General features: G+C 59.9%; 23 protein-coding genes. 9 read left to right on the forward strand and 14 right to left on the reverse strand.

Features of this window, described 5'->3' with window-relative positions; translation table 11 throughout:
* Positions 1-32: 32 nt before the first annotated feature.
* Together lpxH and EIY72_RS10745 are read right to left on the reverse strand one after the other, a co-directional pair.
* The gene (gene lpxH, locus EIY72_RS10740; protein WP_093223861.1) at positions 33-782 is read right to left on the reverse strand and encodes a UDP-2,3-diacylglucosamine diphosphatase; all 750 of its coding nucleotides are present in this window, start codon (positions 780-782) and stop codon (positions 33-35) included.
* On the reverse strand, positions 779-1,282 hold the full coding sequence (locus EIY72_RS10745; protein ID WP_093223858.1) for a peptidylprolyl isomerase: 504 nt from the start codon (positions 1,280-1,282) through the stop codon (positions 779-781). The genes lpxH and EIY72_RS10745 overlap by 4 nt, the downstream gene beginning before the upstream one ends.
* A 252-nt stretch (positions 1,283-1,534) precedes the next feature.
* On the opposite strand from EIY72_RS10745, the gene EIY72_RS10750 reads away from it, so the two are divergent.
* A complete protein-coding gene (locus tag EIY72_RS10750; protein WP_093223855.1) occupies positions 1,535-3,235 on the forward strand; it encodes a glutamine--tRNA ligase/YqeY domain fusion protein in 1,701 nt (566 codons plus the stop codon).
* Between the two features lie 16 nt (positions 3,236-3,251).
* Positions 3,252-4,634: a cysteine--tRNA ligase gene (cysS, locus tag EIY72_RS10755; protein ID WP_093223852.1), complete on the forward strand. Its 1,383-nt coding sequence runs from the start codon at positions 3,252-3,254 to the stop codon at positions 4,632-4,634.
* 68 nt (positions 4,635-4,702) lie between these two features.
* On the opposite strand, the gene EIY72_RS10760 is transcribed toward cysS, so the two are convergent.
* Together EIY72_RS10760 and EIY72_RS10765 are read right to left on the reverse strand one after the other, a co-directional pair.
* Positions 4,703-5,575, reverse strand: coding sequence for an undecaprenyl-diphosphate phosphatase (locus EIY72_RS10760; RefSeq protein ID WP_093223849.1), 873 nt, complete (start codon positions 5,573-5,575; stop codon positions 4,703-4,705).
* Between the two features lie 320 nt (positions 5,576-5,895).
* On the reverse strand, positions 5,896-7,743 hold the full coding sequence (locus EIY72_RS10765) for a sigma-54-dependent Fis family transcriptional regulator (protein ID WP_093223846.1): 1,848 nt from the start codon (positions 7,741-7,743) through the stop codon (positions 5,896-5,898).
* Positions 7,744-8,149: 406 nt separating this feature from the next.
* Here EIY72_RS10765 and EIY72_RS10770 point away from each other — a divergent pair, with 406 nt between their 5' ends.
* The 7 genes from EIY72_RS10770 (at position 8,150) to EIY72_RS10800 (ending at position 14,521) form a co-directional block, all read left to right on the forward strand.
* Positions 8,150-9,244 (forward strand): ABC transporter ATP-binding protein, encoded by a 1,095-nt coding sequence (locus EIY72_RS10770; RefSeq protein WP_093223843.1) that lies wholly within the window; start codon positions 8,150-8,152, stop codon positions 9,242-9,244.
* A complete protein-coding gene (locus tag EIY72_RS10775) occupies positions 9,244-10,359 on the forward strand; it encodes an ABC transporter ATP-binding protein (RefSeq protein WP_093223840.1) in 1,116 nt (371 codons plus the stop codon). The genes EIY72_RS10770 and EIY72_RS10775 overlap by 1 nt, the downstream gene beginning before the upstream one ends.
* Positions 10,356-11,222 (forward strand): carbohydrate ABC transporter permease, encoded by an 867-nt coding sequence (locus EIY72_RS10780; protein WP_093223837.1) that lies wholly within the window; start codon positions 10,356-10,358, stop codon positions 11,220-11,222. The genes EIY72_RS10775 and EIY72_RS10780 overlap by 4 nt, the downstream gene beginning before the upstream one ends.
* Before the next feature lie 8 nt (positions 11,223-11,230).
* Positions 11,231-12,031, forward strand: a complete 801-nt coding sequence (locus tag EIY72_RS10785) for a carbohydrate ABC transporter permease (RefSeq protein ID WP_093223834.1) — start codon at positions 11,231-11,233, stop codon at positions 12,029-12,031.
* A 10-nt stretch (positions 12,032-12,041) separates the two neighbouring features.
* On the forward strand, positions 12,042-12,314 hold the full coding sequence (locus tag EIY72_RS10790) for a DUF2160 domain-containing protein (protein WP_093223831.1): 273 nt from the start codon (positions 12,042-12,044) through the stop codon (positions 12,312-12,314).
* Between the two features lie 47 nt (positions 12,315-12,361).
* On the forward strand, positions 12,362-14,104 hold the full coding sequence (locus EIY72_RS10795) for an ABC transporter substrate-binding protein (RefSeq protein ID WP_093223828.1): 1,743 nt from the start codon (positions 12,362-12,364) through the stop codon (positions 14,102-14,104).
* Between the two features lie 216 nt (positions 14,105-14,320).
* A complete protein-coding gene (locus tag EIY72_RS10800) occupies positions 14,321-14,521 on the forward strand; it encodes a co-regulatory protein PtrA N-terminal domain-containing protein (RefSeq protein ID WP_093223825.1) in 201 nt (66 codons plus the stop codon).
* A 126-nt stretch (positions 14,522-14,647) separates the two neighbouring features.
* Here EIY72_RS10800 and EIY72_RS10805 read toward each other — a convergent pair whose 3' ends face one another.
* The 10 genes from EIY72_RS10805 to nuoG all read right to left on the reverse strand — a co-directional run bounded on the left by EIY72_RS10805 (position 14,648) and on the right by nuoG (position 25,643).
* A complete protein-coding gene (locus EIY72_RS10805) occupies positions 14,648-15,025 on the reverse strand; it encodes a type II toxin-antitoxin system VapC family toxin (protein WP_093223822.1) in 378 nt (125 codons plus the stop codon).
* A complete protein-coding gene (locus EIY72_RS30105; RefSeq protein ID WP_371315387.1) occupies positions 15,022-15,351 on the reverse strand; it encodes a type II toxin-antitoxin system Phd/YefM family antitoxin in 330 nt (109 codons plus the stop codon). The genes EIY72_RS10805 and EIY72_RS30105 overlap by 4 nt, the downstream gene beginning before the upstream one ends.
* A 296-nt stretch (positions 15,352-15,647) precedes the next feature.
* Positions 15,648-17,111, reverse strand: a complete 1,464-nt coding sequence (gene nuoN / locus EIY72_RS10815; protein ID WP_093223819.1) for an NADH-quinone oxidoreductase subunit NuoN — start codon at positions 17,109-17,111, stop codon at positions 15,648-15,650.
* A gap of 7 nt (positions 17,112-17,118) precedes the next feature.
* Positions 17,119-18,651: an NADH-quinone oxidoreductase subunit M gene (nuoM, locus tag EIY72_RS10820; RefSeq protein WP_093223816.1), complete on the reverse strand. Its 1,533-nt coding sequence runs from the start codon at positions 18,649-18,651 to the stop codon at positions 17,119-17,121.
* Between the two features lie 39 nt (positions 18,652-18,690).
* The gene (gene nuoL / locus EIY72_RS10825) at positions 18,691-20,544 is read right to left on the reverse strand and encodes an NADH-quinone oxidoreductase subunit L (protein ID WP_093223813.1); all 1,854 of its coding nucleotides are present in this window, start codon (positions 20,542-20,544) and stop codon (positions 18,691-18,693) included.
* Positions 20,541-20,849: an NADH-quinone oxidoreductase subunit NuoK gene (gene nuoK / locus EIY72_RS10830; protein WP_007946416.1), complete on the reverse strand. Its 309-nt coding sequence runs from the start codon at positions 20,847-20,849 to the stop codon at positions 20,541-20,543. The genes nuoL and nuoK overlap by 4 nt, the downstream gene beginning before the upstream one ends.
* 2 nt (positions 20,850-20,851) lie before the next feature.
* Complete coding sequence (nuoJ, locus tag EIY72_RS10835) at positions 20,852-21,355, reverse strand: NADH-quinone oxidoreductase subunit J (RefSeq protein ID WP_093223810.1); 504 nt, start codon at positions 21,353-21,355, stop codon at positions 20,852-20,854.
* Between the two features lie 9 nt (positions 21,356-21,364).
* Positions 21,365-21,913 (reverse strand): NADH-quinone oxidoreductase subunit NuoI, encoded by a 549-nt coding sequence (nuoI, locus tag EIY72_RS10840; protein WP_007920177.1) that lies wholly within the window; start codon positions 21,911-21,913, stop codon positions 21,365-21,367.
* A gap of 11 nt (positions 21,914-21,924) precedes the next feature.
* Positions 21,925-22,932: an NADH-quinone oxidoreductase subunit NuoH gene (nuoH, locus tag EIY72_RS10845; RefSeq protein WP_093223807.1), complete on the reverse strand. Its 1,008-nt coding sequence runs from the start codon at positions 22,930-22,932 to the stop codon at positions 21,925-21,927.
* The gene (gene nuoG, locus EIY72_RS10850) at positions 22,929-25,643 is read right to left on the reverse strand and encodes an NADH-quinone oxidoreductase subunit NuoG (RefSeq protein WP_093223804.1); all 2,715 of its coding nucleotides are present in this window, start codon (positions 25,641-25,643) and stop codon (positions 22,929-22,931) included. The genes nuoH and nuoG overlap by 4 nt, the downstream gene beginning before the upstream one ends.
* Between the last annotated feature and the right edge of the window lie 53 nt (positions 25,644-25,696).

The following is a 25,696-nucleotide window of genomic DNA, read 5'->3' on the forward strand; positions in this document are numbered from 1 at the left end:
GAGCGGGAGCAAGCTCCCTCGCCACAAAGAGGTCAGGCGCTCGGCAGTGACAGTTGGGGATTGGAAAAATCAAACGGCGCCAAGGCAAACCCGCTTTCATCCACCTGCAACGCCCAACCCTGGCGATCCCAATCCCCCAACACAATGCGCCGGGCCGCCTGCTCGCCCAGCTGCAACTTGTGGATGGCCGGGCGATGGGTGTGCCCGTGAATCAGGGTTTTTACGCCATATTCCTGCATGATCCGCGGAATCTCTTCAGGCGTGACATCAACGATGTCATTGGCCTTCATCCGCGTTTGCGCCCGGCTTTCACTGCGCAGCTTGCGCGCCAACTTGTGGCGGGTGCGCAGCGGCAGGTGGCGCAGGATGAACAGGGTGATCGGGTTGCGCAGGTAGCGTCGCAGCTTCATATAACCGACGTCGCGGGTGCACAGGCTGTCGCCGTGCATCAATAACACGGGCTCGCCGTTGAACTGCACGACACTCGGGTCTTGCAGCAAGGTGCAGCCAGCCGCTTTGCAGAAGGCTTTGCCCAGCAGGAAATCGCGATTGCCGTGCATCAGAAAAATGGCCGTGCCGCTGTCGCTGAGTTCGCGCAGGGCCTGGCAGATGGAGCGCTGAAAGGGTGTCATGGCGTCGTCGCCAATCCACGCTTCGAAAAAGTCGCCCAGAATGTACAACGCACTCGCCGAGCGGGCGCGTCCGGCGAGCAAATCCAGAAACGCCCGGGTAATGTCCGGGCGCTCCTCTTCCAGATGTAAATCTGAAATCAGCAGTATCACTCAATGATCTCGGCTTTCTCGATGATCACGTCGTCTGCTGGTACGTCCTGGTGGCCGGCCTTGGAGGTGGTCGACACTTTCTTGATGCTGTCTACAACGTCGGTACCGGCGGTCACTTTACCGAATACGGCGTAGCCCCAGCCCTGTACGTTCTTGCCGCTGTGGTTCAGGAAGCTGTTGTCGGCGACGTTGATGAAGAACTGTGCCGAAGCCGAATGCGGCTCCATGGTGCGGGCCATGGCGATGGTGTACTTGTCGTTGGAAAGACCGTTGTCCGCTTCGTTCTGGATGCTTGGACGCTTGTCTTTCTTTTCTTTCATGCCTGGCTCGAAACCGCCGCCCTGGATCATGAAGTTACCGATGACGCGGTGGAAAACAGTGTTTTCGTAGTGACCGGCCTTTACGTACTCGATGAAGTTGGCCACGGTGATCGGGGCTTTTTCAGCGTTCAGTTCGATGACGATGTCGCCATGGTTGGTGGTCAGTTTGACTTGAGTCATGATCGGTACTCTTTTTGGGAATTCGTGGGTGTTGGGACATTGGCTCCCGCCACCGGTTCAGCCTGTGTTGGCCAAGGTGCGCAGTTTAGCGTGACAGGCGCGAATTTCGAGGCTGTTTTTTCATTTAAAGCCTATTAAATATGACCGTTTACAAGGCCCGCTCTGTCAGCTACTTGACAGCATCGGCTATGATAGCGGCTTTGTTTTGTCCGGCCTGCATTACGGCCACGCACTTGTACGTTCAAGGATCCTATGAGCAAGCCCACTGTCGACCCTACCTCGAATGCCAAGACCGGCCCTGCCGTGCCGGTCAACTTCCTGCGGCCGATCATCCAGGCAGACCTGGACTCGGGCAAGCACACGCAGATCGTTACCCGTTTTCCGCCTGAACCCAACGGCTACCTGCACATCGGCCACGCCAAGTCGATCTGTGTGAACTTCGGCCTGGCCCAGGAGTTCGGTGGCGTCACGCACCTGCGTTTCGACGACACCAACCCGGCCAAGGAAGACCAGGAATACATTGATGCGATCGAAAGCGACGTCAAATGGCTGGGCTTCGAATGGTCCGGCGAAGTGCGCTATGCCTCGCAATATTTCGACCAGTTGCACGACTGGGCGGTCGAGCTGATCAAGTCCGGCAAGGCCTACGTCGACGACCTGAGCCCGGAACAGGCCAAGGAATACCGTGGCACCCTGACCGAGCCGGGCAGGAACAGCCCGTTCCGTGATCGTTCCGTGGAAGAAAACCTCGACTGGTTCGCCCGCATGCGCGCCGGCGAGTTCCCGGACGGCGCACGGGTGCTGCGCGCGAAGATCGACATGGCTTCGCCGAACATGAACCTGCGCGACCCGATCATGTATCGCATCCGCCACGCTCACCACCACCAGACCGGTGACAAGTGGTGCATCTACCCCAACTACGACTTCACCCACGGTCAGTCGGACGCCATCGAAGGCATCACCCATTCGATCTGCACCCTGGAATTCGAAAGCCACCGTCCGCTGTACGAGTGGTTCCTCGAGAACCTGCCGGTGCCGGCCAACCCGCGCCAGTACGAGTTCAGCCGCCTGAACCTGAACTACACCATCACCAGCAAGCGCAAGCTCAAGCAGTTGGTGGACGAGAAGCACGTCAATGGCTGGGACGATCCGCGCATGTCGACGCTGTCGGGCTTCCGCCGTCGCGGCTACACACCGGCGTCGATCCGCAACTTCTGCGACATGATCGGCACCAACCGTTCCGACGGTGTGGTCGACTTCGGCATGCTCGAGTTCAGCATCCGCCAGGACCTGGACGCGAACGCCCCGCGCGCCATGTGCGTGTTGCGTCCGTTGAAAGTCGTGATCACCAACTATCCAGAAGATCAGGTAGACAACCTCGAACTGCCGCGTCATCCGCAGAAAGAAGAACTCGGCGTGCGCAAACTGCCGTTCGCCCGTGAAATCTACATCGACCGCGATGACTTCATGGAAGAGCCGCCAAAGGGCTACAAGCGCCTGGAGCCAAACGGCGAAGTGCGCCTGCGCGGCAGCTACGTGATCCGTGCCGACGAAGCGATCAAGGACGCCGACGGCAACATCGTCGAGCTGCGTTGCTCGTACGATCCGGACACCCTCGGCAAAAACCCTGAGGGCCGCAAGGTCAAGGGCGTGATCCACTGGGTGCCGGCCGCTGCCAGCATCGAGTGCGAAGTGCGTCTGTACGATCGTCTGTTCCGTTCTGCGAACCCGGAGAAGGCCGAAGACAGCGCCAGTTTCCTCGACAACATCAACCCTGACTCACTGCAAGTGCTGACCGGTTGTCGTGCTGAGCCTTCGCTTGGCAACGCACAGCCGGAAGACCGTTTCCAGTTCGAGCGCGAAGGTTACTTCGTCGCCGATATCAAGGACTCGAAACCAGGTCAGCCGGTATTCAACCGTACCGTGACCCTGCGTGATTCGTGGGGCCAGTGATTCAAGGATTTATGACGTGCTAACGATTTACAACACGCTCACCAAGAGCAAAGAAGTCTTCAAGCCGCTCGATGGCAACAAGGTGCGCATGTACGTGTGCGGCATGACCGTGTACGACTACTGCCACCTCGGCCACGGCCGCAGCATGGTCGCGTTCGACCTGGTGACGCGCTGGTTGCGCTTCAGCGGCTACGACCTGACCTACGTGCGCAACATCACCGACATCGACGACAAGATCATCAATCGCGCCAACGAGAACGGCGAGTCGTTCGAAGCCTTGACCGAGCGCATGATCGCGGCGATGCACGAAGACGAAGCGCGCCTGAACATCAAGAAGCCGGACATGGAGCCTCGCGCCACGGATCACATCCCGGGCATGCACGCGATGATCCAGACCCTGATCGACAAGGGTTACGCCTACGCCCCGGGCAATGGTGACGTGTACTACCGCGTCGGCAAGTTCATGGGCTACGGCAAGCTGTCGCGCAAGAAGATCGAAGACCTGCGCATCGGTGCGCGGATCGAGGTCGACGAAGCGAAGGAAGATCCGCTGGACTTCGTGCTGTGGAAAGGCGTCAAGCCGGGCGAGCCAAGCTGGGAGTCGCCGTGGGGCGCCGGGCGTCCGGGCTGGCACATCGAATGCTCGGTGATGTCCACTTGCTGCCTCGGCGAGACCTTCGACATTCATGGCGGCGGCAGCGACCTCGAGTTCCCGCACCACGAAAACGAAATCGCCCAGAGCGAAGCGGCCACCGGCAAGACCTACGCCAACGCGTGGATGCATTGCGGCATGATCCGCATCAATGGCGAGAAGATGTCCAAGTCCTTGAACAACTTCTTCACCATTCGCGATGTGCTCGACAAGTACCACCCGGAAGTCGTGCGTTACCTGCTGGTGTCGAGCCATTACCGCAGCGCGATCAACTACTCGGAAGACAACCTCAAGGACGCCAAGGGCGCCCTGGAGCGTTTCTACCACGCGTTGAAAGGCCTGCCGAGCGTCGCGCCGGCGGGTGGCGAAGCCTTTGTCGAGCGCTTTACCCAGGTGATGAACGACGACTTCGGTACGCCGGAAGCCTGTGCGGTGCTGTTCGAGATGGTGCGTGAGATCAACCGTCTGCGCGAGAGCGATCTCGATGCAGCAGCGGGGCTGGCGGCGCGCCTGAAAGAACTGGCCAGCGTGCTGGGTGTGTTGCAACTCGAAGCCGAAGACTTCCTGCAAGCCGGCGCCGAAGGGCGTGTGGATGCCGCTGAAGTCGAAGCACTGATTGCTGCGCGTCTGGCGGCACGGGCCGGCAAGGACTGGGCGGAATCCGACCGTATCCGCGACCAGCTCACCGCCATGGGCGTGGTGCTGGAAGACGGCAAGGGCGGTACGACCTGGCGCCTGGCTGACTGATGGCCTGAGCCGTTAAAAAACAAAACCCGCCAAGTGCGGGTTTTGTTTTTTCAGGCCAGGCTCAGTGATCAGCCAAGCAGTCCGGTGCTGACCGCGACAATCAGGAACACCCCCAGCACGGCGCGATAGATCACGAACGGCCAGGTGGAGAACTTCTCCAGGAAGCGCATCAGGCCCCAGATGGCGAAAAACGCCGAGATGCTGGCGATTACCAGGCCGAAAATCAGGTGCGCCCAGGCCTCTGCCGGCAGTTGCGCGTGGAACAACACCCACAGCTCTTTCAAACCGGCCAGGGCGATGGCGGGCAAGCCCAGCAGGAAGGAGAAGCGTGCCGCTTCTTCGCGTTTGAAATTGAGGAACAGTGCGGCGGTCAGTGTCGAGCCCGAGCGGGAAACCCCGGGAATCAGCGCACCCACTTGCGCAATGCCGACGATCAGCGCATCCCGCAGACGCATTTCACCGACGGTGCGGCGATGGCGGCAGCTCAGTTCGGCCGCGGCCAGCAGCACGGCCATTACCACGCAGGAAATGCCGATCACCATCAAGCCACGCAATGGCGAGTTGCAGGCATTGAGGGTCGAGGACAGGGCCAGACCGGCAATGCCGATAGGGATTGTTGCCAGAATGATGGCCACCGCCAGCTTGAACCATTGATTGTTGTAATCGCCCTGGCGCACCGCGCCGACACTGCCGGTCACCACCTGCCGCACATCCCGCCAGAAGTAACTGACCACCGCCGCCAGCGCGGCCAGTTGCATGGCTGCGGAAAACGCCGAACCGGGATCCGGCCAACCGAGCAGGGCCGGGATGATGCGCATGTGGGCGGTGGAGGAAACAGGCAGCAACTCGGTGATGCCTTGAATGATGCCCAGGATGCCGATTTGCAGGTAATCGAGCGAGGCAAAACCGATATCAAGGCCGGTAGAACAGATGTTTGTCAAAGCACTTATCCTGTGAGAATAAGAGGGAGGGAGGTGTTTGGATGGTACTAGCAGGACGACAAGCTGAAACATTTCGTCACAGTTTGGCTTGTAAGGTCAATCACAAAAACATTCCAGGAACGACGGTGCGGCGATCCGACTTATTCGCGATGGCGGATTAGCAGCCAACCAGGTTGCTGGATTTGATGGCCTCATCGCTGGCAAGCCAGCTCCCACAGGGATCAGCTGTGAACACTACGTTCGGGTATCCCACGAACCCTGTGGGAGCGAGCTTGCTCGCGATGGTCTCAAGCCGGACATGACCGCTGCGGCCTACCGGGTCATTCCGCCTGGCGCAAGCGCTTGTACAAGGTATTGCGACTGACCCCCAGCCGCCGCGCCAGATAGGAAATGTTCCCCCCCGCCGCCTGCAACTGCCGATTCAGATCCTCGGCATCATTCAAATTCACCTGCAAGGTTTCCGGCGACTCCACCGGCTCCATGTCCAGGTCGACAAAAAAATCATCCGGTAGATGCTCAGGCCGCACCGGCTGCTCTTCGGCCATGGCCAATGCCACTTGAATCACGCTGCTGACCTGGCGCAAATTCCCCGGCCACGGATGGCGGCTGAACAACGTCAGCACTTCGTTGCTCAACCCGGCCCATTGCGAGGGTTCGCGGTGCTGTTCCCACAGGCGTTTGAACAATGCTTCCTTGTCACTGCGTTCGCGCAGTGGTGGCAGCTCCAAAGTCAGGCCGCCAATGCGGTAATACAGGTCTTCGCGAAAGCGCCCCAATTGCACCTGTTCGCGCAGCGAGCGGTTGGTGGCTGAAATGATGCGCAAGTCCACTGGGAACAATTCGCTGCTGCCCACCGGCTGCACGCAGCGCTCCTGCAATACCCGCAGCAGGCGAGCCTGGGTCGGGAGCGGCATGTCGCCGATCTCGTCGAGGAACAGCGTGCCCTTGTCGGCCTTGCGGATCAGGCCGATGCTGCCTTTCTGATTGGCCCCGGTGAATGCGCCTTTTTCGTAACCGAACAACTCGGACTCCACCAGTTCGGCGGGAATCGCCGCACAGTTCACCGCGATGAACGCCTGCTTGCTGCGTGAGCTCGCCTGGTGCAGGGCTTTGACGAACACTTCCTTGCCGACCCCGGTTTCGCCGTGAATCAACAACGGAATGTCTTTTTCCAGCAAACGCTCGGCTTGTCGCACGGCCTTCTCCACGCGGCTGTCGCCGAAGTGCAGGCTGCCCAGGCTGATGGGCGCCGGTGCTGTCACGACCGGTTCGGCACGCTTGGTTTCAGCAAACAGCCGAGCCTGGATCGGCGCCTGTTTCGGTCGCTTCAACAGGCATTGAAAGCGGTTGCGCCCAGAGGTTTGCAAGGCGAATGGCAGGCCATCAGGCTGGTTCAGCAGCTCCAGTAGGGACACGTTGAACAGGCTTTCCACACTGACCCGCGACAACTTGATGCCCAGCAGGTTATCGGCGCGGCGATTGGCCGACAGCACCTGGCCGCTCTCGTCAAAGATCAGCAAACCGGCCCACTGACTGTCGAGGTTGTTCAGCCCGGTATTGAAAGTCAGCTGGAAATGCTGGCCGTGGAACAGGTTGAGGATCAGCCGGTTTTCCACGGTCTGGCTCATCATCTTGACCATGCCCAGGGTGTGGGAGGGTGGCAGGTAGCTGTCGCTGGAGACATCGAGCACCGCGATCACCTTGCGCTCGGCATCGAAGATCGGTGCGGCAGAACCGGTCATGAAACGGTTGGCCTTGAGAAAGTGTTCGTCGTGTTCGATGTGCACCGCTTGCTCGCAGGCCAGGGCGGTGCCGATGGCGTTGGTGCCGCTGCACTGTTCCATCCAGCTGGCCCCGGCGCTGAAGCCACGGGCCAGTTTCGGCTCGATGAAGCGCTGGGTGCCCCAGGACGTGAGCACTTGGCCCTGGCGGTCGGCGAGCATGATCAGGCAGTTGGAATTGCTCAGGATGTTTTCGTAGTAGGGCAGTACTTCCTGGTGAGTGGTTTGCACCAGCGAGTGCTGGCTTTCCAACAGGTGGGCAATGCCGGCCGCGGGCAACTGATCGAACGCCGGCGTGCTCTGATGACTGAGGCCAAAGGCGCGGCAGCGGGACCAGGAGTCCTGGATGATGGCGTCGTGGGACAGCGGCGAGGCGGGGGCGGCCATGGCAATCAGTCTCTGAAAACAGCGTTTTTATTATTGTTATGAGTACAAACCTTGAAAACTGCGCAGAACCCCTGTGGGAGCGAGCTTGCTCGCGATGGCGGTGTGTCATTTAACTAATGCATCGACTGAACCACCGCTATCGCGAGCAAGCTCGCTCCCACATTTGATCTTGCGCGTAAATAAAATCACCGCAAAAAGCATCCGTAGAGTGTTGTTCACTATTGTTCATTGTCAATCGGTGAACTGTTCAGTTGTTCATTTCCGATTGTTCATTTGTGTTCAGCAATGAACGTGACTTCTCAGTCATTTCAACGAATATCGAGCTGAATCAATCGCTTGCAGTTTCTGGCACAAATGTCGCTTTAGAGCCTCGGTCGCTTGACTCCAATAATAAAAAGGCCGAGCCATGTCACTCACCCTGGAGCACGTCAGCCGCACCGTCGAGGGCCAGATCTGGATCGACGACGCGAACCTGAGCTTTGAACCCGGTTCCTTCAATGTGTTGCTGGGCCGCACGCTGTCCGGCAAAACCAGCCTGATGCGGCTGATGGCCGGCCTGGACAAGCCCGACAGCGGCCGCGTCCTGATGAACGGCGCCGACGTCACCCAGCGTCCGGTGCGCCTGCGCAACGTGTCGATGGTCTATCAGCAGTTCATCAACTACCCGACCATGACGGTGTTCGAGAACATCGCCTCACCACTGCGCCAGGCCGGGATTTCCAACGAACAGATCCACAGCAAAGTGCAGGAAACCGCACGAATGCTGCGCATCGAGAAGTTTCTGCAGCGCTACCCTCTGGAGCTGTCCGGTGGCCAGCAGCAACGCACGGCCATGGCCCGGGCGTTGGTCAAGGATGCCGAACTGATCCTGTTCGATGAACCGCTGGTCAACCTCGATTACAAACTGCGCGAAGAACTGCGCCAGGAAATGCGTGAGCTGTTCAAGGCGCGCCACACCATCGCCATTTATGCCACGACCGAGCCCAATGAAGCCCTGGCTTTGGGCGGCACCACCACCATTCTTCATGAGGGCCGTGTGATCCAGAGTGGCCCGTCGTCCTCGGTCTACCACCAGCCACAAACCGTGCTGGCAGCCGAACTGTTTTCCGAGCCGCCGATCAACCTGATGCCCGGACGTATTGCTGGTAACGAGGTGAGTTTTGCCAACTTCGTACATTTTCCGCTGAACGTCGATTTGCGTCCGGTGGGTGAGGGCGAGTTCCGTTTTGGCGTGCGCCCCAGCCACATCTCTCTGGTGCCGAGCAATGACGATGACCTCGAATTGGCGGTGACGGTCGAAGTCGCTGAAATCAGCGGCTCGGAAACCTTCCTCCACGTGCGCAACGAGCATTTCCTGCTGGTGCTGCACTTGCCCGGCGTTCATGAATACGACGTCGATGCACCGATCCGCATCTACATCCCGACCCATAAACTGTTTGTGTTCGATACCCAGGGGCGTCTTGTACAAGCGCCGGGCCGTCGTGTCGCGAGGGTTGCCTGATGGCCGAAATCCGTTTGCAGAATCTCGCCCACAGCTACACCAAAACCCCGAGCGGGCCTGAAGATTACGCCATCCGCGAGATGGACCACATCTGGGAGCAGGGTGGCGCCTTTGCGCTGCTCGGTCCTTCGGGGTGCGGCAAGTCGACCTTGCTCAACATCATTTCCGGGTTGCTCAGCCCATCCCAGGGCCATGTGCTATTCGACGGCAAAGCGGTCAATGACCTGACCCCCGAGAAGCGCAACATCGCCCAGGTTTTCCAGTTTCCGGTGGTCTACGACACCATGACGGTGTTCGACAACCTGGCGTTTCCCCTGCGTAATCAGGGCATGGCCGAGGCGAAAATTCACAGCAAGGTGCAGGAAATTGCCGAGGTGCTTGACCTGCAAAACCTGCTCGGCAAGAAGGCCCGTAACCTTACCGCCGATGAAAAACAGAAAGTCTCCATGGGCCGTGGGCTGGTCCGAGATGACGTCTCGGCGATCCTCTTCGATGAACCCTTGACAGTGATCGACCCGCACCTGAAGTGGAAACTGCGGCGCAAGCTCAAGCAAATCCACGAGCAGTTCAACATCACCATGGTCTACGTCACTCACGATCAGCTGGAGGCCTCGACCTTCGCCGACAAGATCGCGGTGATGTACGGCGGGCAGATCGTCCAGTTCGGCACGCCACGGGAATTGTTCGAGCGGCCGAGCCACACCTTTGTCGGCTACTTCATCGGCAGCCCGGGGATGAACCTGATCGAGGTGCAGCCGCAACCGGGTGGCGTCGGTTTCGCCTCGACGCATTTGCCGCTGTCCGAGGTCATGCAGCAGCGTATCGCCGAAGCGCAATGGGACAGCCTCAAGGTCGGCATTCGTCCGGAGTTCATCCACGTGTGGGACGAAGCCTTTGATGACGCACTGCGGGCACAGGTCGTACACGTTGAAGACCTGGGCACCTACAAGATCATGACCCTCAACCTCGATGGCGCCACGCTGAAGGTACGTCTGGCCGAAGACAAACCGGTGCCGCAAGGCACGGCATACATCAGTTTTCCGGCGCAGTGGCTGATGGTCTACGCCGATGATTTCCTGCTCGAAGTGCAAGCCGGCAAGGAGGCGCAGCCATGAACAAGGTGCAGAACAACAAGGCCTGGTGGCTGGTATTGCCGGTATTCCTGCTGGTGGCGTTCAGTGCGGTGATCCCGATGATGACGGTGGTCAACTATTCCGTGCAGGACATTTTCGATCAGTCCAGCCGCTACTTCGTCGGCGCCGACTGGTACAAACAGGTGTTGCTCGATCCGCGCCTGCACGATTCTTTGCTGCGCCAGTTCATCTATTCGGCCTGCGTGCTGGCGATTGAAATCCCCCTGGGTATTGCCGTGGCGCTGACCATGCCGACCAAGGGTCGCTGGTCATCGGTGGTGCTGATCGTTTTGGCGATCCCTTTGCTGATTCCGTGGAACGTGGTCGGCACCATCTGGCAGATCTTCGGCCGCGCCGACATCGGTTTGCTCGGTTCGAGCCTCAATGCCATGGGCATCAGCTACAACTATGCGGCCAACACCATGGACGCCTGGGTCACGGTGCTGGTGATGGATGTGTGGCACTGGACCTCGCTGGTGGCGCTGTTGTGCTTCTCTGGGTTGCGGGCGATTCCGGACGTGTACTACCAGGCCGCACGCATCGACCGCGCCTCGGCCTGGGCGGTGTTCCGGCATATCCAGTTGCCCAAGCTCAAGAGCGTGCTGCTGATCGCGGTGATGCTGCGCTTCATGGACAGTTTCATGATCTACACCGAGCCGTTCGTGCTCACCGGCGGCGGGCCGGGCAATGCCACGACCTTCCTGAGTCAGACACTGACGCAGATGGCTGTAGGGCAATTCGACTTGGGTCCCGCGGCCGCGTTCTCGCTGGTGTACTTCCTGATCATCCTGTTGGTGTCCTGGCTGTTCTACACCGCCATGACTCACTCAGACGCCAACCGCTGAGGCCCGCCATGAGCAAAAGAAAGCTGATTCCGCTGCTGGTCTACGTGCTGTTCCTGCTGGTGCCGATCTACTGGCTGCTGAACATGTCCTTCAAGAGCAACACTGAAATCCTCGGCGGCCTGACGCTGTTTCCCCAGGATTTCACTTTCCACAACTACAAGGTGATCTTCACCGACCCGAGCTGGTACACCGGTTACCTCAACTCGCTGTACTACGTGAGCCTGAACACGGTGATTTCCCTGAGCGTGGCGCTACCGGCGGCCTATGCCTTTTCGCGCTATCGCTTCCTCGGGGACAAGCATCTGTTCTTCTGGCTGCTGACCAACCGCATGGCGCCTCCGGCGGTATTCCTGCTGCCGTTCTTCCAGCTGTATTCCTCCATTGGCCTGTTCGATACCCACATCGCCGTCGCCCTGGCCCACTGCCTGTTCAACGTGCCGCTGGCGGTGTGGATTCTGGAAGGCTTCATGTCCGGGGTGCCGAAGGAAATTGACGAAACGGCCTACATCGATGGCTACAGCTTTCCCAAGTTCTTCGTGAAGATTTTCATCCCGCTGATCGGCTCCGGCATCGGTGTCACGGCGTTTTTCTGCTTCATGTTTTCCTGGGTCGAACTGCTGCTGGCGCGCACCCTGACTTCAGTGAACGCCAAGCCGATTGCCGCGGTGATGACCCGCACGGTCTCGGCCTCCGGCATCGACTGGGGCGTACTGGCGGCGGCGGGGGTATTGACCATCCTGCCGGGCATGCTGGTGATCTGGTTTGTGCGCAACCACGTGGCCAAGGGCTTTGCCCTGGGCCGGGTATGAGGAACTGATGATGGAATGGATGAGCTGGACCGTCCCGACGACGGCGTTCTTCTGCACGATTGCCTTGATCCTGGTGGGCATGACCACCTGGGAATTGCGCTCGCCGAGTGTGCTGCGGCGAGGTTTTCTACCGATTGCCACCACCCGTGGCGATCGCTTGTTTATCGGTCTTCTCGGCAGCGCCTACCTGCATTTGCTGGTCATCGGCGTGACCGACTGGAGCATCTGGGTCGCCTCGGCGTTGTCCCTGGTGTGGCTGTTGGTGGTGATGCGTTGGGGCTAGTCGAATTGCTCGGCAATCTTGCTCCGAAATTTAAACGGGAGGTTTCTATGTTCGACAAAAACAATAAGCTGCGACATAGCATTTCATTGGCCACCATGCTGGCACTCAGTGGTTTGAGCGCAGCTGCCTGGGCCGATGCCTACGAAGACGCTGCGAAGAAGTGGATCGGCAACGAGTTCAAGCCGTCGACCCTGACGGCCGATCAACAGCTCGCCGAACTCAAGTGGTTCATCAAGGCGGCCGAGCCGTTTCGCGGGATGGACATCAAGGTGGTTTCCGAAACCCTGACCACCCACGAGTACGAATCCAAGGTCCTGGCCAAGGCGTTCACCGAGATCACCGGGATCAAGGTCACCCACGATCTGCTGCAGGAAGGTGACGTGGTGGAAAAACTGCAGACGGTGATGCAGTCGGACAAGAGCATCTATGACGGCTGGGTCAACGACTCGGACCTGATCGGCACGCACTTCCGCTACGGCAAGACCGAAGCGATCACCGACCTGATGGCCAACGAAGGCAAGGACTTCACTTCGCCGACCCTGGACATCAAGGACTTCATCGGCATTTCCTTCACCACTGCGCCGGACGGCAAGATCTATCAGTTGCCCGACCAGCAGTTCGCCAACCTCTACTGGTTCCGCGCCGACTGGTTCGAAAAGCCGGAGCTCAAAGCCAAGTTCAAGGAAAAGTACGGCTACGAGTTGGGCGTGCCGGTGAACTGGTCGGCCTATGAAGACATCGCCAAGTTCTTCAGCGAGGACGTCAAGGAAATCGACGGCAAGCGTGTCTACGGGCACATGGACTACGGCAAGAAAGACCCGTCGCTGGGCTGGCGCTTCACCGATGCCTGGTTCTCCATGGCCGGTGGTGGCGACAAGGGCATCCCCAACGGCTTGCCAGTGGACGAGTGGGGGATTCGCGTCGAGGACTGCCACCCGGTCGGTTCCAGCGTGACCCGCGGCGGCGATACCAACGGACCTGCAGCCGTGTTTGCCACACAGAAATACGTTGATTGGCTCAAAGCCTATGCACCACCGGAAGCGGCGGGCATGACCTTCTCCGAGTCCGGCCCGGTACCGTCCCAGGGCAACATCGCCCAGCAGATCTTCTGGTACACCGCATTTACCGCCGACATGACCAAGCCGGGTCTGCCGGTTGTGAACAGCGACGGCACTCCGAAATGGCGAATGGCGCCTTCGCCGCGCGGACCGTACTGGGAAGAGGGGATGAAGCTGGGGTATCAGGACGTGGGCTCCTGGACCTTCATGAAATCGACGCCTGAGAAACAAAAACTGGCGGCCTGGCTGTACGCGCAGTTCGTGACCTCGAAAACCGTGTCGCTGAAGAAAACCATCGTCGGCCTGACGCCGATTCGCGAGTCGGACATCAACTCGCAGGCGATGACCGACCTGGCACCGAAACTCGGTGGCCTGGTGGAGTTCTACCGCAGCCCGGCCCGCGTGCAATGGACCCCGACCGGGACCAACGTGCCGGACTATCCACGCCTGGCGCAGTTGTGGTGGAGCCACATTGCTGAAGCCGCCAGCGGCGACAAGACCCCGCAAGAGGCCCTCGATGGTCTGGCCAAGGACCAGGACGCCATCATGAGCCGTCTCGAGCGTTCAAAAGTGCAAACCACCTGCGCACCGAAAATGAACCCGGAACGCGACGCGCAATACTGGTTTGACCAGCCTGGTGCGCCTAAGCCGAAACTGGCGAACGAGAAGCCGAAGGGCGAAACCGTGAGCTACAACGAGCTGCTGAAATCTTGGGCGGATGCGCGTAAGTAAAGGCTGGACCGTTGAAAAGCGAACGGCACCGTAAGGTGCCGTTTTTCATGGTGCCGGCGTTATCGCCATCGCTAGCAGGCTAGCGCTGCCAATTGTCATGTGTATGGGGCAAACAGTCGGAAAGCCACATAACGGATATGTAATTTCCACGCCACCGCCACGAAAGGTTCGGCTTGTTACCTTGATCCCGTCAGTTACTTAAATGAGGAAGCAAGCATGAAACCTTTACAGATTGGTGCGTTTTTGTTGGCTTTGGTGGTGTCGTCCCTGGCGATGGCCGAAGGCGGTGGTGACCGCACCTTCGACAGAATGATGTCCGCCAATGACCGCTCCGTGGAGTTGTTCGTTGCCAAGGAAAAATCCCATGATCCAGTTGTCGTGAATGATAAGGCGGTCGGACAAACCCGGGATTTGTAAGCGAACATCATAGAAGCCACTTCCTGTTGAAAGAGCAGGGTGCTACCCAAGGTGCATAGTCGTGAACTGTAAGGGTTACAGAGTGGCCAGCAGATACTCGACTATCACCTGCACTTCAGCAGATCGCTAAATCAAAATGGCCAGTGGGGTGTATTTGGCAACAACTGGATCTGCGGTGAGCAGCTTCATTGGTTCGGTCATGGCTGTTGCCACGATGAGGCGGTCGAATGGATCGCGGTGATGAGGCTCAAGGTCCTTCACCGCAATGGCATGCTCCGATGAGATTGGTAGCTCGATGAACCCGCATTCGACGCAGTAATGCCGAATCTCCTCCAGGTCAACGCTGAGTTTTCCGAGACTGACTTTAATCGCCATTTCCCAGAACGTCGCAGCGCTGACATAAACCTCTGCCGCGTTATTGATGAGCTGGCGGCCTTTGGCAGACAACTTTTGATCGTCTGCGAGCGCCCAAAGCAGCACGTGGGTGTCAAGCAACACCCTCATGCCGGATGGCCTTCAAAAGCATCCAGCAAATCGTCTGGAAGGGGAGTGTCGAAATCATCGGTCAGGATCAGTTTGCCTTTCATTGCACCGATTCGTTGCCCCCGTGGTCGCTCCACCGGGACCAGGCGGGCGAGGGGGCGGCCGTGTTTTGCGATCGTGATGATTTGCCCGGCGGCTGCGTCATCGACGAGTTTGGATAGATTGTTTTTGGCTTCGGCCAACGGAACGATGATCATGATGCGCCTCCCCGATTCTGGACAAATATAGCCAGAATCTGCTGGAGGTGCAAAGTTGCGAATGCGAGCGGATGGCAGCAGGTCGGGCATGACGCTATAGCGTTCAGGCGTGGCATCCATGCAGCGTTCGTTGGTCAATGTGGTGCAATCACTGACCAATTCATAAAAAACGTCGCGTTTCATTGTTTGTTCCCTTCGGATCGACTTCTCCAGAGAGCACAAGATAAAACCAATCATTCACGACTGGCTGTAAGACGCAGAGGACAATATTCGCGAGAGCTTTCAGCAATAACAGCCGGACGGCAGATAGCAGTAACAAATCCTACAAACGCAAAAACGGCACCCGAAGGTGCCGTTTCTGTTTTCTACCAAGTGTCGCTAAGCGATCAACCCGCCAGACCCGACTGTTGAACCAGGTTCAGCAGTGGTTGTGGGTACAGGCCGAGGAAGAATGCCAGTACCGCGATGGCCAGCAGCATCACGCCGCCTGCACGTTGTTCCCAGTGCAGCTGGGCATCGTGACGACGCAGGTTCGGTTCGATCAGGTACAGGGTGACCATGACGCGCAGGTAGTAGAACACGCCGATGGCGCTGCCCAGTACCAGCGAGCCGACCAGCCACCATTGGTGCGATTCGACACCGGTGGCGATGATGTAGAACTTGCCGATGAAGCCGGCGGTCAGCGGGATGCCGGCCAGGGACAGCATCATCACGGTCAGTACGGCGGTCAGGTACGGACGGCGCCAGAACAGGCCACGGTATTCGTACAGGGCGTCCGCGTCACGACCGTTGTACGGCGAGGACATCAGGGTGATCACGCCGAAGGCGCCGAGGCTGGTGATCACGTAGGTGACCAGGTAGACGCCAATGGCTTCAACGGCCAGGCCCTTGCTCGCCACCAGGGCGATCAGCAGGTAACCGAAGTGGGCGATGGACGAGTAACCCAGCAGACGCTTGAGGTTGCTCTGGGTCAGCGCCAGCAGGTTACCGAACAGGATCGAGGCGATGGCGATGACGGTCAGGACGTCGCTCAGCACGCCGCTGCTGGCAGCAGGGGAGATCTGGAACAGACGCACCATCACCGCGAACACGGCCACTTTCGACGCAGTCGCCAGGAACGCGGCAACCGGCGCCGGAGCACCCTCGTACACGTCCGGAGTCCACAGGTGGAACGGTACCAGCGACAGCTTGAACGCCAGGCCGATCAGCATCATGCCCAGGCCCAGTTGCGCCAGCGGGCTTGGCAGGCCGGTAGCGGCCAGCGCCTGACCGATACCGGTGAAGCTCAGGGAGCCAGCGTCAGCGTAGAGCAGGGCCATACCGAACAGCAGGAACGCGGAACCGGCAGCCGACAGCACCATGTATTTGATGCCGGCTTCCAGCGAACGCTTGTTGAAGAAGGCGTAGGCCACCAGACCGTAGACCGGCACCGACAACAGTTCCAGACCGATGAACAACCCGGCCAGGTGTTGTGCGCTGACCAGTACCAGGCCACCGGCAGCGGCCATCAGGATCAGCAGATACAGTTCTTCACGGTTGCCCGGGTAACCCGAGCCGCCATCGCCGAGGTAGGCGTGGGCGAGGGTCACACAAGCCAGGGTGGCGACCAGGATCAGCGCCATGTACAGGCAGGCAAAGGTGTCGATTTGCAGCAGCGGGGTCACGGCCAGTGGCGCGACTTTCAGTGCCGGCAGGATCGACAGCAAGGCCAGGTTCAGACCTGCGACCGAAATCAGGAAGGTCTGGGAGTGGTTGCGGCGCCAGGCGATTGCCAGCATCACCACGACAATGGTGAGGCTGGTAATCAACAGCGGCGCTAGCGCGATAAAGTGTTGAGTTGTGAATTCCATAGCGCTCTTACCGGGCCGAAGCGAGTTGAGTGAAGGCGGTGCCCAGCCACTGCTGCACGCCATGCATCGTTGCGGCAGAGGTGTCGAGGAACGGTTGCGGGTAAACGCCGATGTAGATCAGCAATACCGCCAGACCGACCACCATGATCAGTTCGCGAGCATCCATGCCGTGCAGCACCGCGTCCGATTTGGACGGGCCGAAGTAGGCACGGTGGATCATGATCAGCGAGTAGACCGAACCGAACACCAGGCCGGTCGTCGCGATCACGGTGACCCATGGCGCGAACGGGAAGGTGCCGATCAGGATCAGGAACTCGCCGACGAAGTTGCCGGTACCCGGCAAGCCCAGCGATGCAGCCGCGAAGAACAGGCTGATGGCCGGCAGGTAGGCGATCTTCGACCACAAGCCACCCATTTCACGCATGTCCCGGGTGTGGGTGCGCTCGTACAACTGACCACTGAGGATAAACAGTGCCGCGGCCGACAGACCGTGCGCCAGCATCTGCATGACTGCGCCCTGCAGCGCCAGTTGGCTGCCGGAGTAGATGCCGATCAGGACGAAGCCCATGTGGGAAACGGACGAGAAGGCGATCAGACGCTTGATGTCGGTTTGTGCGAAAGCCAGGAACGCGCCGTAGAAGATCCCGATCAGACCGAGGGTCATGGCAATCGGCGCGAATTCGGCCGAAGCGTTGGGGAACAGCGGCAGGGCGAAACGCAGCAGACCGTAGGCAGCGGTTTTCAGCAAGATACCGGCGAGGTCGACGGAACCGGCGGTCGGTGCCTGGGCGTGAGCATCAGGCAGCCAGGAGTGGAACGGCACGACCGGCAGCTTGACCGCGAAGGCGATGAAGAAGCCGAGCATCAGGATGTACTCGGTGGTCATCGACATCTTGGTTTTCAACAGGTCGGCGTAGTTGAAGGTAATCACGCCGGTGTTGTTGAAGTTGACCAGTACCAGACCGAGGATCGCCACCAGCATGATCAGGCCGGAAGCCTGAGTGAAGATGAAGAACTTGGTCGCCGCGTAGATCCGGGTTTTCTTGCCGTCCGAAGAACTGTGACCCCAGAGCGCGATGAGGAAGTACATCGGCACCAGCATCATTTCCCAGAAGAAGAAGAACATGAACAGGTCGAGGGCGAGGAACACGCCGACGACACCGCCCAGGATCCACATCAGGTTCAAGTGGAAGAAGCCGACGTGACGCTGGATCTCTTTCCACGAGCAGAGGACCGACAGCACACCGAGCAGGCCGGTGAGCATGATCATCAACAGCGACAGGCCGTCGAGGGCCAGGTGCACGTTGATGCCGAAGCGCTGGATCCAGACGTGCTTGAATTCAAGCGCCCAGGTCGGATCGGCACCCGGTTTCGGTGCAAACGAATAGTCGCCGTGGGCCCACAGCCAGAGGCCGAGGGCGAGCAGCAGGGACATGGTGATCAGCGCAATCCAGCGGGGGAGGGTGGCGCCGAAGCGCTCACCCAGCCAGCACAGCAGGCCGCCGATGAAGGGGATCAGGATTAGCCAAGGCAGAATCATGACGGGCTCAATTCCTTTCGCAAGTTCGCAAGGTTCATATCAGACCGCTACCAGCACGACGGCACCGATAACCAGCACGGCACCAGCAGCCATCGAGGCGGCGTACCAACGCAGTTGACCGGTTTCGGTACGGCTCAGGGCGGTGTGACCGCCTTTGGCCATACGCGGGATCAGACCGATGGTCTGGTCCAGCGGGTCTTTGCGCAGGATGTGGCTGATCGCCAGGTATGGCTTGACGAACAGTTTGTCGTAGATCCAGTCGAAGCCCCAGGCAGCGAACCACCAAGCCGACAGGAAACGGCCGATGCCGCTGTTGGCGATGGCGGTGACGAAGCGGCGCTTGCCGAGGAACAGCATCGCGGCCAGCAGGATACCGGCCAGGGCGATGGCGCCCGAGGCGATTTCCAGGCTGTGCTTGGCTTCGCCGCCGGCGTGGCCGACGCTTTCTGGCAGTACGCCGTGCAGCGGTGGAACGATCATCGCGCCGACGAACGTCGACAGTACGATCAGTACCGACAGTGGCAGCCAGTGAGCAATGCCGTGACCGGCGTGGGCTTCGGTCTTCGCTTCACCGTGGAAGGTGATGAAGATCAGGCGGAAGGTGTACAGCGACGTCATGAACGCGCCGACCAGACCTGCATACAGCAGACCGTGGTTGCCGCTGGCAAACGCTTCCCAGAGGATTTCGTCCTTGGAGTAGAAGCCTGCGGTCACCAGTGGCAGGGCCGCCAGGGCCGCGCCGCCAACGATGAAGCTGGCGTAGGCCAGTGGCAGTTTTTTCCACAGACCGCCCATCTTGAAGATGTTCTGCTCGTGGTGGCAGGCAACGATCACCGCACCGGAGGCAAGGAACAGCAGGGCCTTGAAGAAGGCGTGGGTCATCAGGTGGAAGATCGCGCCGTCCCAGGCGCCAACGCCCAGGGCCAGGAACATGTAGCCGATCTGGCTCATGGTCGAGTAGGCGAGGATACGCTTGATGTCGGTTTGCACCAGTGCAGCGAAACCTGCCAGGACCAGGGTCACGCCGCCGACAATGCCCACCAGGTGCAGGATTTCCGGCGCCAGGGTGAACAGGCCGTGGGTACGGGCGATCAGGTAGACGCCCGCGGTCACCATGGTTGCGGCGTGGATCAGTGCCGAAACCGGGGTAGGGCCGGCCATTGCGTCCGCCAGCCAGGTTTGCAGCGGCAGTTGTGCGGATTTACCGACAGCGCCACCGAGCAGCATCAGGGTCGCCAGGACCATCCAGATGTTGCCGGCCTGGAATTTCTGCGGTGCCAGCACCAGCAGTTCCTGGACGTTCAGCGTGCCCAGCTGGGCAAACAGAATGAACAGGCCGATGGCCATGAACACGTCACCGATACGGGTGACGATGAAGGCTTTCAGTGCGGCGTTACCGTTGTTGCGGTTGCTGTAGTAGAAACCGATCAACAGGTACGAGCACAGGCCCACGCCTTCCCAGCCGAAGTACAGGAACAACAGGTTATCGCCCAGGACCAGGAACAGCATGCTGGCGATAAACAGGTTGGTGTAGGCGAAGAAACGCGAGTAGCCGTCTTCACCGCGCATGTACCAGGAAGCGAACAGGTGGATCAGGAAGCCGACACCCACCACCACACCGAGCATGGTCACGGACAGACCATCCAGGTACAGGGCGAAGTTCGGCGTGAAGCCTTCCACCGCCATCCACTGCCACAACACTTGCGTGTAGTGACCGCCTTCAGGTGGCGCGACGTTGAATTGCCAGATCACATAGGCCGCGACAATTGCCGACAGGCCGATGGAACCGACGCCGATCAGTGCCGACAGGTTTTCCGAGAAGCGGCCGCGGGAGAACGACAGCAACAGGAACCCAATGAGAGGGAATACGAAAGTCAGAAAGAGTAGGTTCATCCGCGCATCTCACTGGCAGCGTCGATATCGAGCGTGTGGAAGCGGCGATACAGTTGCAGCAGGATCGCCAGGCCGATACTGGCCTCGGCGGCTGCCAGGCTGATCACCAGGATGAACATGATCTGTCCATCCGGCTGCGCCCAGCGGCTACCGGCAACGATGAACGCCAGCGCGGAGGCATTCATCATGACCTCCAGGCTCATCAGCACGAAAAGGATGTTGCGGCGGACCATCAGGCCGACCAGACCGAGGCAGAACAGGATGCCGGCGACCGCCAGACCATGCTCCATAGGGATAGCAGGCATCGTCATTGCTCCTTGGCTTCGTTGCGGCCCAGATGGAACGCCGTGACGGCTGCAGCGAGCAGCAGCATCGAGGCGAGTTCGACCACCAGCAGGTAAGGACCGAACAGGCTGATGCCCACGGCCTTGGCGTCTACGGTGGTGAGACCGACGGCAGCGCCGCTGGAGTGGCTGAACAGCACGTAAAGCAGTTCAACCAGCAGCAGGGCGGCCAGCACGACCGGGCCCAGCCAGATGCCGGGCTTGAGCCAGACGCGCTCTTGCTGAACCGAGGCGGGCCCCAGGTTCAGCATCATCACCACGAACACGAACAGCACCATGATGGCGCCGGCGTAGGCGATCACTTCCAGCACACCGGCAAAAGGTGCGCCGAGGGCGAAGAAGGTCATGGCCACGGCGATCAACGAGATGATCAGGTAGAGCAGGGCGTGCACGGGGTTGGTGTTGGTGATCACGCGAAGCGTGGACACCACAGCGATACCCGATGCGAAATAGAAAGCGAATTCCATCGTTCTTCCTTAAGGCAGCAAGCTCTTCACGTTGATCGGTTCGGCTTCGTTCTGCGCGGAGCCTTTCGGCTTACCGGCAATCGCCATACCTGCAACACGATAGAAGTTGTAATCAGGGTTTTTGCCGGGGCCGGAGATCAGCAGATCTTCTTTCTCGTACACCAGGTCCTGACGTTTGAACTCGGCCATCTCGAAATCCGGTGTCAGCTGGATCGCGGTGGTCGGGCAGGCTTCCTCGCAGAGACCGCAGAAAATGCAGCGCGAGAAGTTGATGCGGAAGAAGTCCGGGTACCAGCGACCGTCTTCGGTTTCAGCTTTCTGCAGCGAGATGCAACCGACCGGGCAGGCCACGGCGCACAGGTTGCAGGCTACGCAGCGCTCTTCGCCGTCAGGGTCGCGGGTCAGGACGATACGGCCACGGTAGCGCGGCGGCAGGTACACCGCCTCTTCCGGGTATTGCAGGGTGTCGCGCTTGCGAAAGCCATGGCCAAAGACCATGACCAGGCTGCGCAACTGGGTACCGGTACCCTTAACGATGTCGCCAATATATTTGAACATGGGTCAAATCCTCACTGAACCGCAACCGCAGGTGTGTTCCACAACACAACCGCAGCGGTCACCAGCAAATTGATCAGGGTCAGTGGCAGGCAGAATTTCCAGCTGAAGTCCATCACCTGGTCATAACGCGGACGCGGGATAGAGGCGCGCAGCAGGATGAACAGCATGATGAAGAACGCGGTCTTCAGTGCGAACCAGACGAAGGACAGTTGCGGCAGGATGCCGAACGGACCGTGCCAGCCACCGAAGAACAGGGTGACCAGCAGCGCCGAGATCAGGATGATGCCGATGTATTCGCCGACGAAGAACATGCCCCATTTCATGCCGGCGTATTCGATGTGGTAACCGTCCGCCAGTTCCTGTTCCGCTTCCGGCTGGTCGAACGGGTGACGGTGAGTCACGGCGACGCCAGCGATGAAGAAGGTGCAGAAGCCGAAGAACTGCGGAATGATGAACCACAGGTTCTGAGCCTGGTATTCAACGATGTCGCGCATGTTGAACGAGCCCACCTGAACCACGATGCCCATCAGGGCCAGGCCCATGAACACTTCGTAGGACACGGTCTGCGCCGAGGCACGCAAGCTGCCCAGCAGGGCGAACTTGTTGTTACTCGACCAGCCGGCGAACAGCACTGCGTAGACCGACAGGCCGGCCATGGCGAAGAAGAACAGCAGGCCGATGTTCAGGTCCGCGACACCCCAGGTCGGGGTGATCGGGATGATGGCGAAGGCGATCAGCAGGGCGGACATGGCCACCACCGGTGCCAGGGTGAAGATCACCTTGTCGGCAAACGGCGGGGTCCAGTCTTCCTTGAAGAACATCTTCAGCATGTCGGCAGCAATCTGGAACATGCCGAACGGGCCAACACGGTTCGGACCGTAACGGTCCTGCCACCAGCCCAGCAGGCGACGTTCGACGAAGCTGAGCAGTGCACCTGCAACCACAACGGCCAGCAGGATGACGACAGCCTTGACGACCGAGAGGATCACATCGATCACTTCAGGGGTGAACCAGGTCATTGAGCTGCCTCCTGCAGACCATCAACGGATACGCCGGCGAATGCCGGTGGAATGCCAGCGATGCCCGCAGGCAGTGCCACCAGACCTGCGCCCAGCTCTTCATTGATGCGCAGCGGCAGACGCAGGGTCTGGCCGGCAACATTGAGGCTCAGCAGTGCGCCGTCGTTGACGCCCAGGCGGTCGGCTTCGGACTTGGCCAGAGCAACGTAGGCCGCTGGAATGCGTTCCTGAACCGGGGCGGCTTTCGAAGAGTTCTCTTCGCTGCCGAACAGGTGGAAGAACGGCACGGCTTGCCAGGTACCCGGCGCCGGGTTGAATGCACGTGGCGCAGCGGCGAACCAGTTCAGCGAATCACCGGTGCTTTCGATCAGGCGGGTGCCCGGGTCGCCAGCGCGCAGATGACCACCGACTTCGTCCTGGAACTTGTTCCAGGCCTGCGGCGAGTTCCAGCCCGGAGACCAGGCGAACGGGACTTGCTGACGGGGTTCGGCGGAACCCGAGTAACCTTCCATGGAGAAGGCGAACGCGGTGTCCTTGTCCTGCGGGGTACGTGGCTCGTGAACGCTGATGTCAGCGCGCATGGCGGTACGACCGGAGTAACGCAGCGGTTCACGGGCCAGTTTCAGGCCCTTGATACGGAACGCGGCGGACGGTGCGGCGTCAACGATGGCAGCCAGTTGCGGCGTGCTCGAAGCGACGGCAGCGGTGACGTGGTCCAGCTGGGTCCAGTCGATCGGCTGGTTCAGCAGGGTGGCGCGCAGGGCGTGCAGCCAGCGCCAGCCTTCGTGAACCAGGATGCTCGCGTCCATGTATTGCGGGTCGAACACCTGGAAGAAACGCTGGGCACGGCCTTCCTGGCTGACCAGGGTGCCGTCGCCTTCAGCGAAGCTGGCAGCCGGCAGAACCAGTTGGGCGCGGTCGCTGGTGGCAGTCTTCTGATGGTCGGCAACGATCACTACTTTCGCAGCGTTCAGTGCCGCATCGACCTTGGCTTTCGAGGTGCGGGTGTACAGGTCGTTTTCCAGCACGACGATGGCGTCGGCTTTACCGTCGATGACGGCTTGCAGCGCAGCGTCGACCGATTCGCCACCGAGCATGGCCAGGCCGAGGCTGTTGGCCTCTGGCACGATCAGGCTGATGGAACCGTTCTTCTCGCGCAGCTTCAGGGCTTTGCCGATGTTCGCGGCGGCTTCGATCAGGGCTTTGGAGCCCAGGGAAGTACCGGCGATGATCAGCGGGCGCTTGGCCGCGAGCAGGGCGTCGGCGATGCGCTTGGCCAGTTCCAGGGCTTCAGCGTCCAGGCCTTCAACGGCCGGTGCGCTGGCGTCGAGGGCGTGGGCTACGGCGAAACCGATGCGCGCCAGATCGTCGGGAGCTGCGTGAACGCACTCTTCGGCGACGTCGTCGAGCTTGGTTTCAGCCAGGCTGGCGATGAACAGCGGGTTCAGCGCGTGCTGACCGATGTTCTTCACCGCGGCGTCGAGCCAAGGCTGGACGCGCATGGCTTCGGCCATGTCTTCGGCCTTGCCTTTTACCGACTGACGCAGGGCCAGGGCCATGCGCGCTGCGGTCTGGGTCAGGTCTTCACCGAGGACGAATACGGCGTCGTGGTCTTCGATGTCGCGCATGTTCGGTACTGGCAGCGGGCTGTCTTTGAGCACTTGCAGGACCAGGCGGATGCGCTCCAGTTCGGAGGCTTCGATACCGGAGTAGAAGTGCTCGGCGCCGACCAGTTCGCGCAACGCGTAGTTGCTTTCGAGGCTGGCGCGGGGCGAACCGATACCGACGATGTTGCGGCCGCGCAGCAGGTCGGCGGCTTTATCCAGCGCGTCGTCCAGGCTCAGCTTGGTGCCATCGGCCAGTAGTGGCTGACGTGGACGGTCGGTGCGGTTGACGTAGCCATAGCCGAAACGGCCACGGTCGCACAGGAAGTACTGGTTCACCGAACCGTTGTAGCGGTTTTCGATGCGACGCAGTTCACCGTAACGCTCGCCCGGAGAGATGTTGCAACCGCTGGAGCAGCCATGGCAGATGCTCGGCGAGAACTGCATGTCCCACTTGCGGTTGTAGCGCTCGGAGTGAGTCTTGTCGGTGAACACACCGGTCGGGCAGACCTCGGTGAGGTTGCCGGAGAACTCGCTTTCCAGCACGCCATCTTCAACGCGACCGAAGTACACGTTGTCGTGGGCACCGTACACACCCAGGTCGGTGCCGCCAGCGTAGTCCTTATAGAAGCGCACGCAGCGGTAGCAAGCGATGCAGCGGTTCATCTCGTGGGAAATGAACGGGCCCAGTTGCTGGTTCTGGTGGGTACGCTTGGTGAAGCGATAACGGCGCTCGTTGTGGCCGGTCATCACGGTCATGTCTTGCAGGTGGCAATGACCGCCTTCTTCGCACACAGGGCAGTCGTGCGGATGGTTGGTCATCAGCCATTCGACAACACTGGCGCGGAAGGCCTTGGATTCTTCATCGTCGATGGAGATCCAGGTGTTGTCGGTGGCAGGGGTCATGCAGGACATGACGATACGACCACGGGTGTCGTTCTCGTCGGTGTACTGCTTGACCGCGCACTGGCGGCAAGCGCCAACGCTGCCCAGGGCAGGGTGCCAGCAGAAATACGGAATATCGAGGCCCAGAGACAGACATGCCTGTAACAGGTTGTCTGCCCCATCGACTTCGAGCGCTTTGCCGTCTACGTGGATAGTGGCCATGGTTCAAAGTTCTTCGTTGGCCCGGTGTCAGCGGGCGTGGCTAATGGAATCTT

This window comes from Pseudomonas vancouverensis, from assembly GCF_004348895.1.
Classification (GTDB): Bacteria; Pseudomonadota; Gammaproteobacteria; order Pseudomonadales; family Pseudomonadaceae; genus Aquipseudomonas; species Aquipseudomonas vancouverensis.

What these genes read in the sequence shown, in the direction of transcription:
- EIY72_RS10745 (WP_093223858.1), bottom strand. Translation starts at nt 1,282, where the DNA reads ATGACTCAAGTCAAACTGACCACCAACCATGGCGACATCGTCATCGAA.
- EIY72_RS10750 (WP_093223855.1), top strand. Translation starts at nt 1,535, where the DNA reads ATGAGCAAGCCCACTGTCGACCCTACCTCGAATGCCAAGACCGGCCCT.
- EIY72_RS10765 (WP_093223846.1), bottom strand. Translation starts at nt 7,743, where the DNA reads ATGGCCGCCCCCGCCTCGCCGCTGTCCCACGACGCCATCATCCAGGAC.
- EIY72_RS10770 (WP_093223843.1), top strand. Translation starts at nt 8,150, where the DNA reads ATGTCACTCACCCTGGAGCACGTCAGCCGCACCGTCGAGGGCCAGATC.
- EIY72_RS10775 (WP_093223840.1), top strand. Translation starts at nt 9,244, where the DNA reads ATGGCCGAAATCCGTTTGCAGAATCTCGCCCACAGCTACACCAAAACC.
- EIY72_RS10780 (WP_093223837.1), top strand. Translation starts at nt 10,356, where the DNA reads ATGAACAAGGTGCAGAACAACAAGGCCTGGTGGCTGGTATTGCCGGTA.
- EIY72_RS10785 (WP_093223834.1), top strand. Translation starts at nt 11,231, where the DNA reads ATGAGCAAAAGAAAGCTGATTCCGCTGCTGGTCTACGTGCTGTTCCTG.
- EIY72_RS10790 (WP_093223831.1), top strand. Translation starts at nt 12,042, where the DNA reads ATGGAATGGATGAGCTGGACCGTCCCGACGACGGCGTTCTTCTGCACG.
- EIY72_RS10795 (WP_093223828.1), top strand. Translation starts at nt 12,362, where the DNA reads ATGTTCGACAAAAACAATAAGCTGCGACATAGCATTTCATTGGCCACC.
- EIY72_RS10800 (WP_093223825.1), top strand. Translation starts at nt 14,321, where the DNA reads ATGAAACCTTTACAGATTGGTGCGTTTTTGTTGGCTTTGGTGGTGTCG.
- EIY72_RS10805 (WP_093223822.1), bottom strand. Translation starts at nt 15,025, where the DNA reads ATGAGGGTGTTGCTTGACACCCACGTGCTGCTTTGGGCGCTCGCAGAC.
- EIY72_RS30105 (WP_371315387.1), bottom strand. Translation starts at nt 15,351, where the DNA reads ATGCCCGACCTGCTGCCATCCGCTCGCATTCGCAACTTTGCACCTCCA.
- nuoN (WP_093223819.1), bottom strand. Translation starts at nt 17,111, where the DNA reads ATGGAATTCACAACTCAACACTTTATCGCGCTAGCGCCGCTGTTGATT.
- nuoM (WP_093223816.1), bottom strand. Translation starts at nt 18,651, where the DNA reads ATGATTCTGCCTTGGCTAATCCTGATCCCCTTCATCGGCGGCCTGCTG.
- nuoL (WP_093223813.1), bottom strand. Translation starts at nt 20,544, where the DNA reads ATGAACCTACTCTTTCTGACTTTCGTATTCCCTCTCATTGGGTTCCTG.
- nuoK (WP_007946416.1), bottom strand. Translation starts at nt 20,849, where the DNA reads ATGCCTGCTATCCCTATGGAGCATGGTCTGGCGGTCGCCGGCATCCTG.
- nuoJ (WP_093223810.1), bottom strand. Translation starts at nt 21,355, where the DNA reads ATGGAATTCGCTTTCTATTTCGCATCGGGTATCGCTGTGGTGTCCACG.
- nuoI (WP_007920177.1), bottom strand. Translation starts at nt 21,913, where the DNA reads ATGTTCAAATATATTGGCGACATCGTTAAGGGTACCGGTACCCAGTTG.
- nuoH (WP_093223807.1), bottom strand. Translation starts at nt 22,932, where the DNA reads ATGACCTGGTTCACCCCTGAAGTGATCGATGTGATCCTCTCGGTCGTC.
- nuoG (WP_093223804.1), bottom strand. Translation starts at nt 25,643, where the DNA reads ATGGCCACTATCCACGTAGACGGCAAAGCGCTCGAAGTCGATGGGGCA.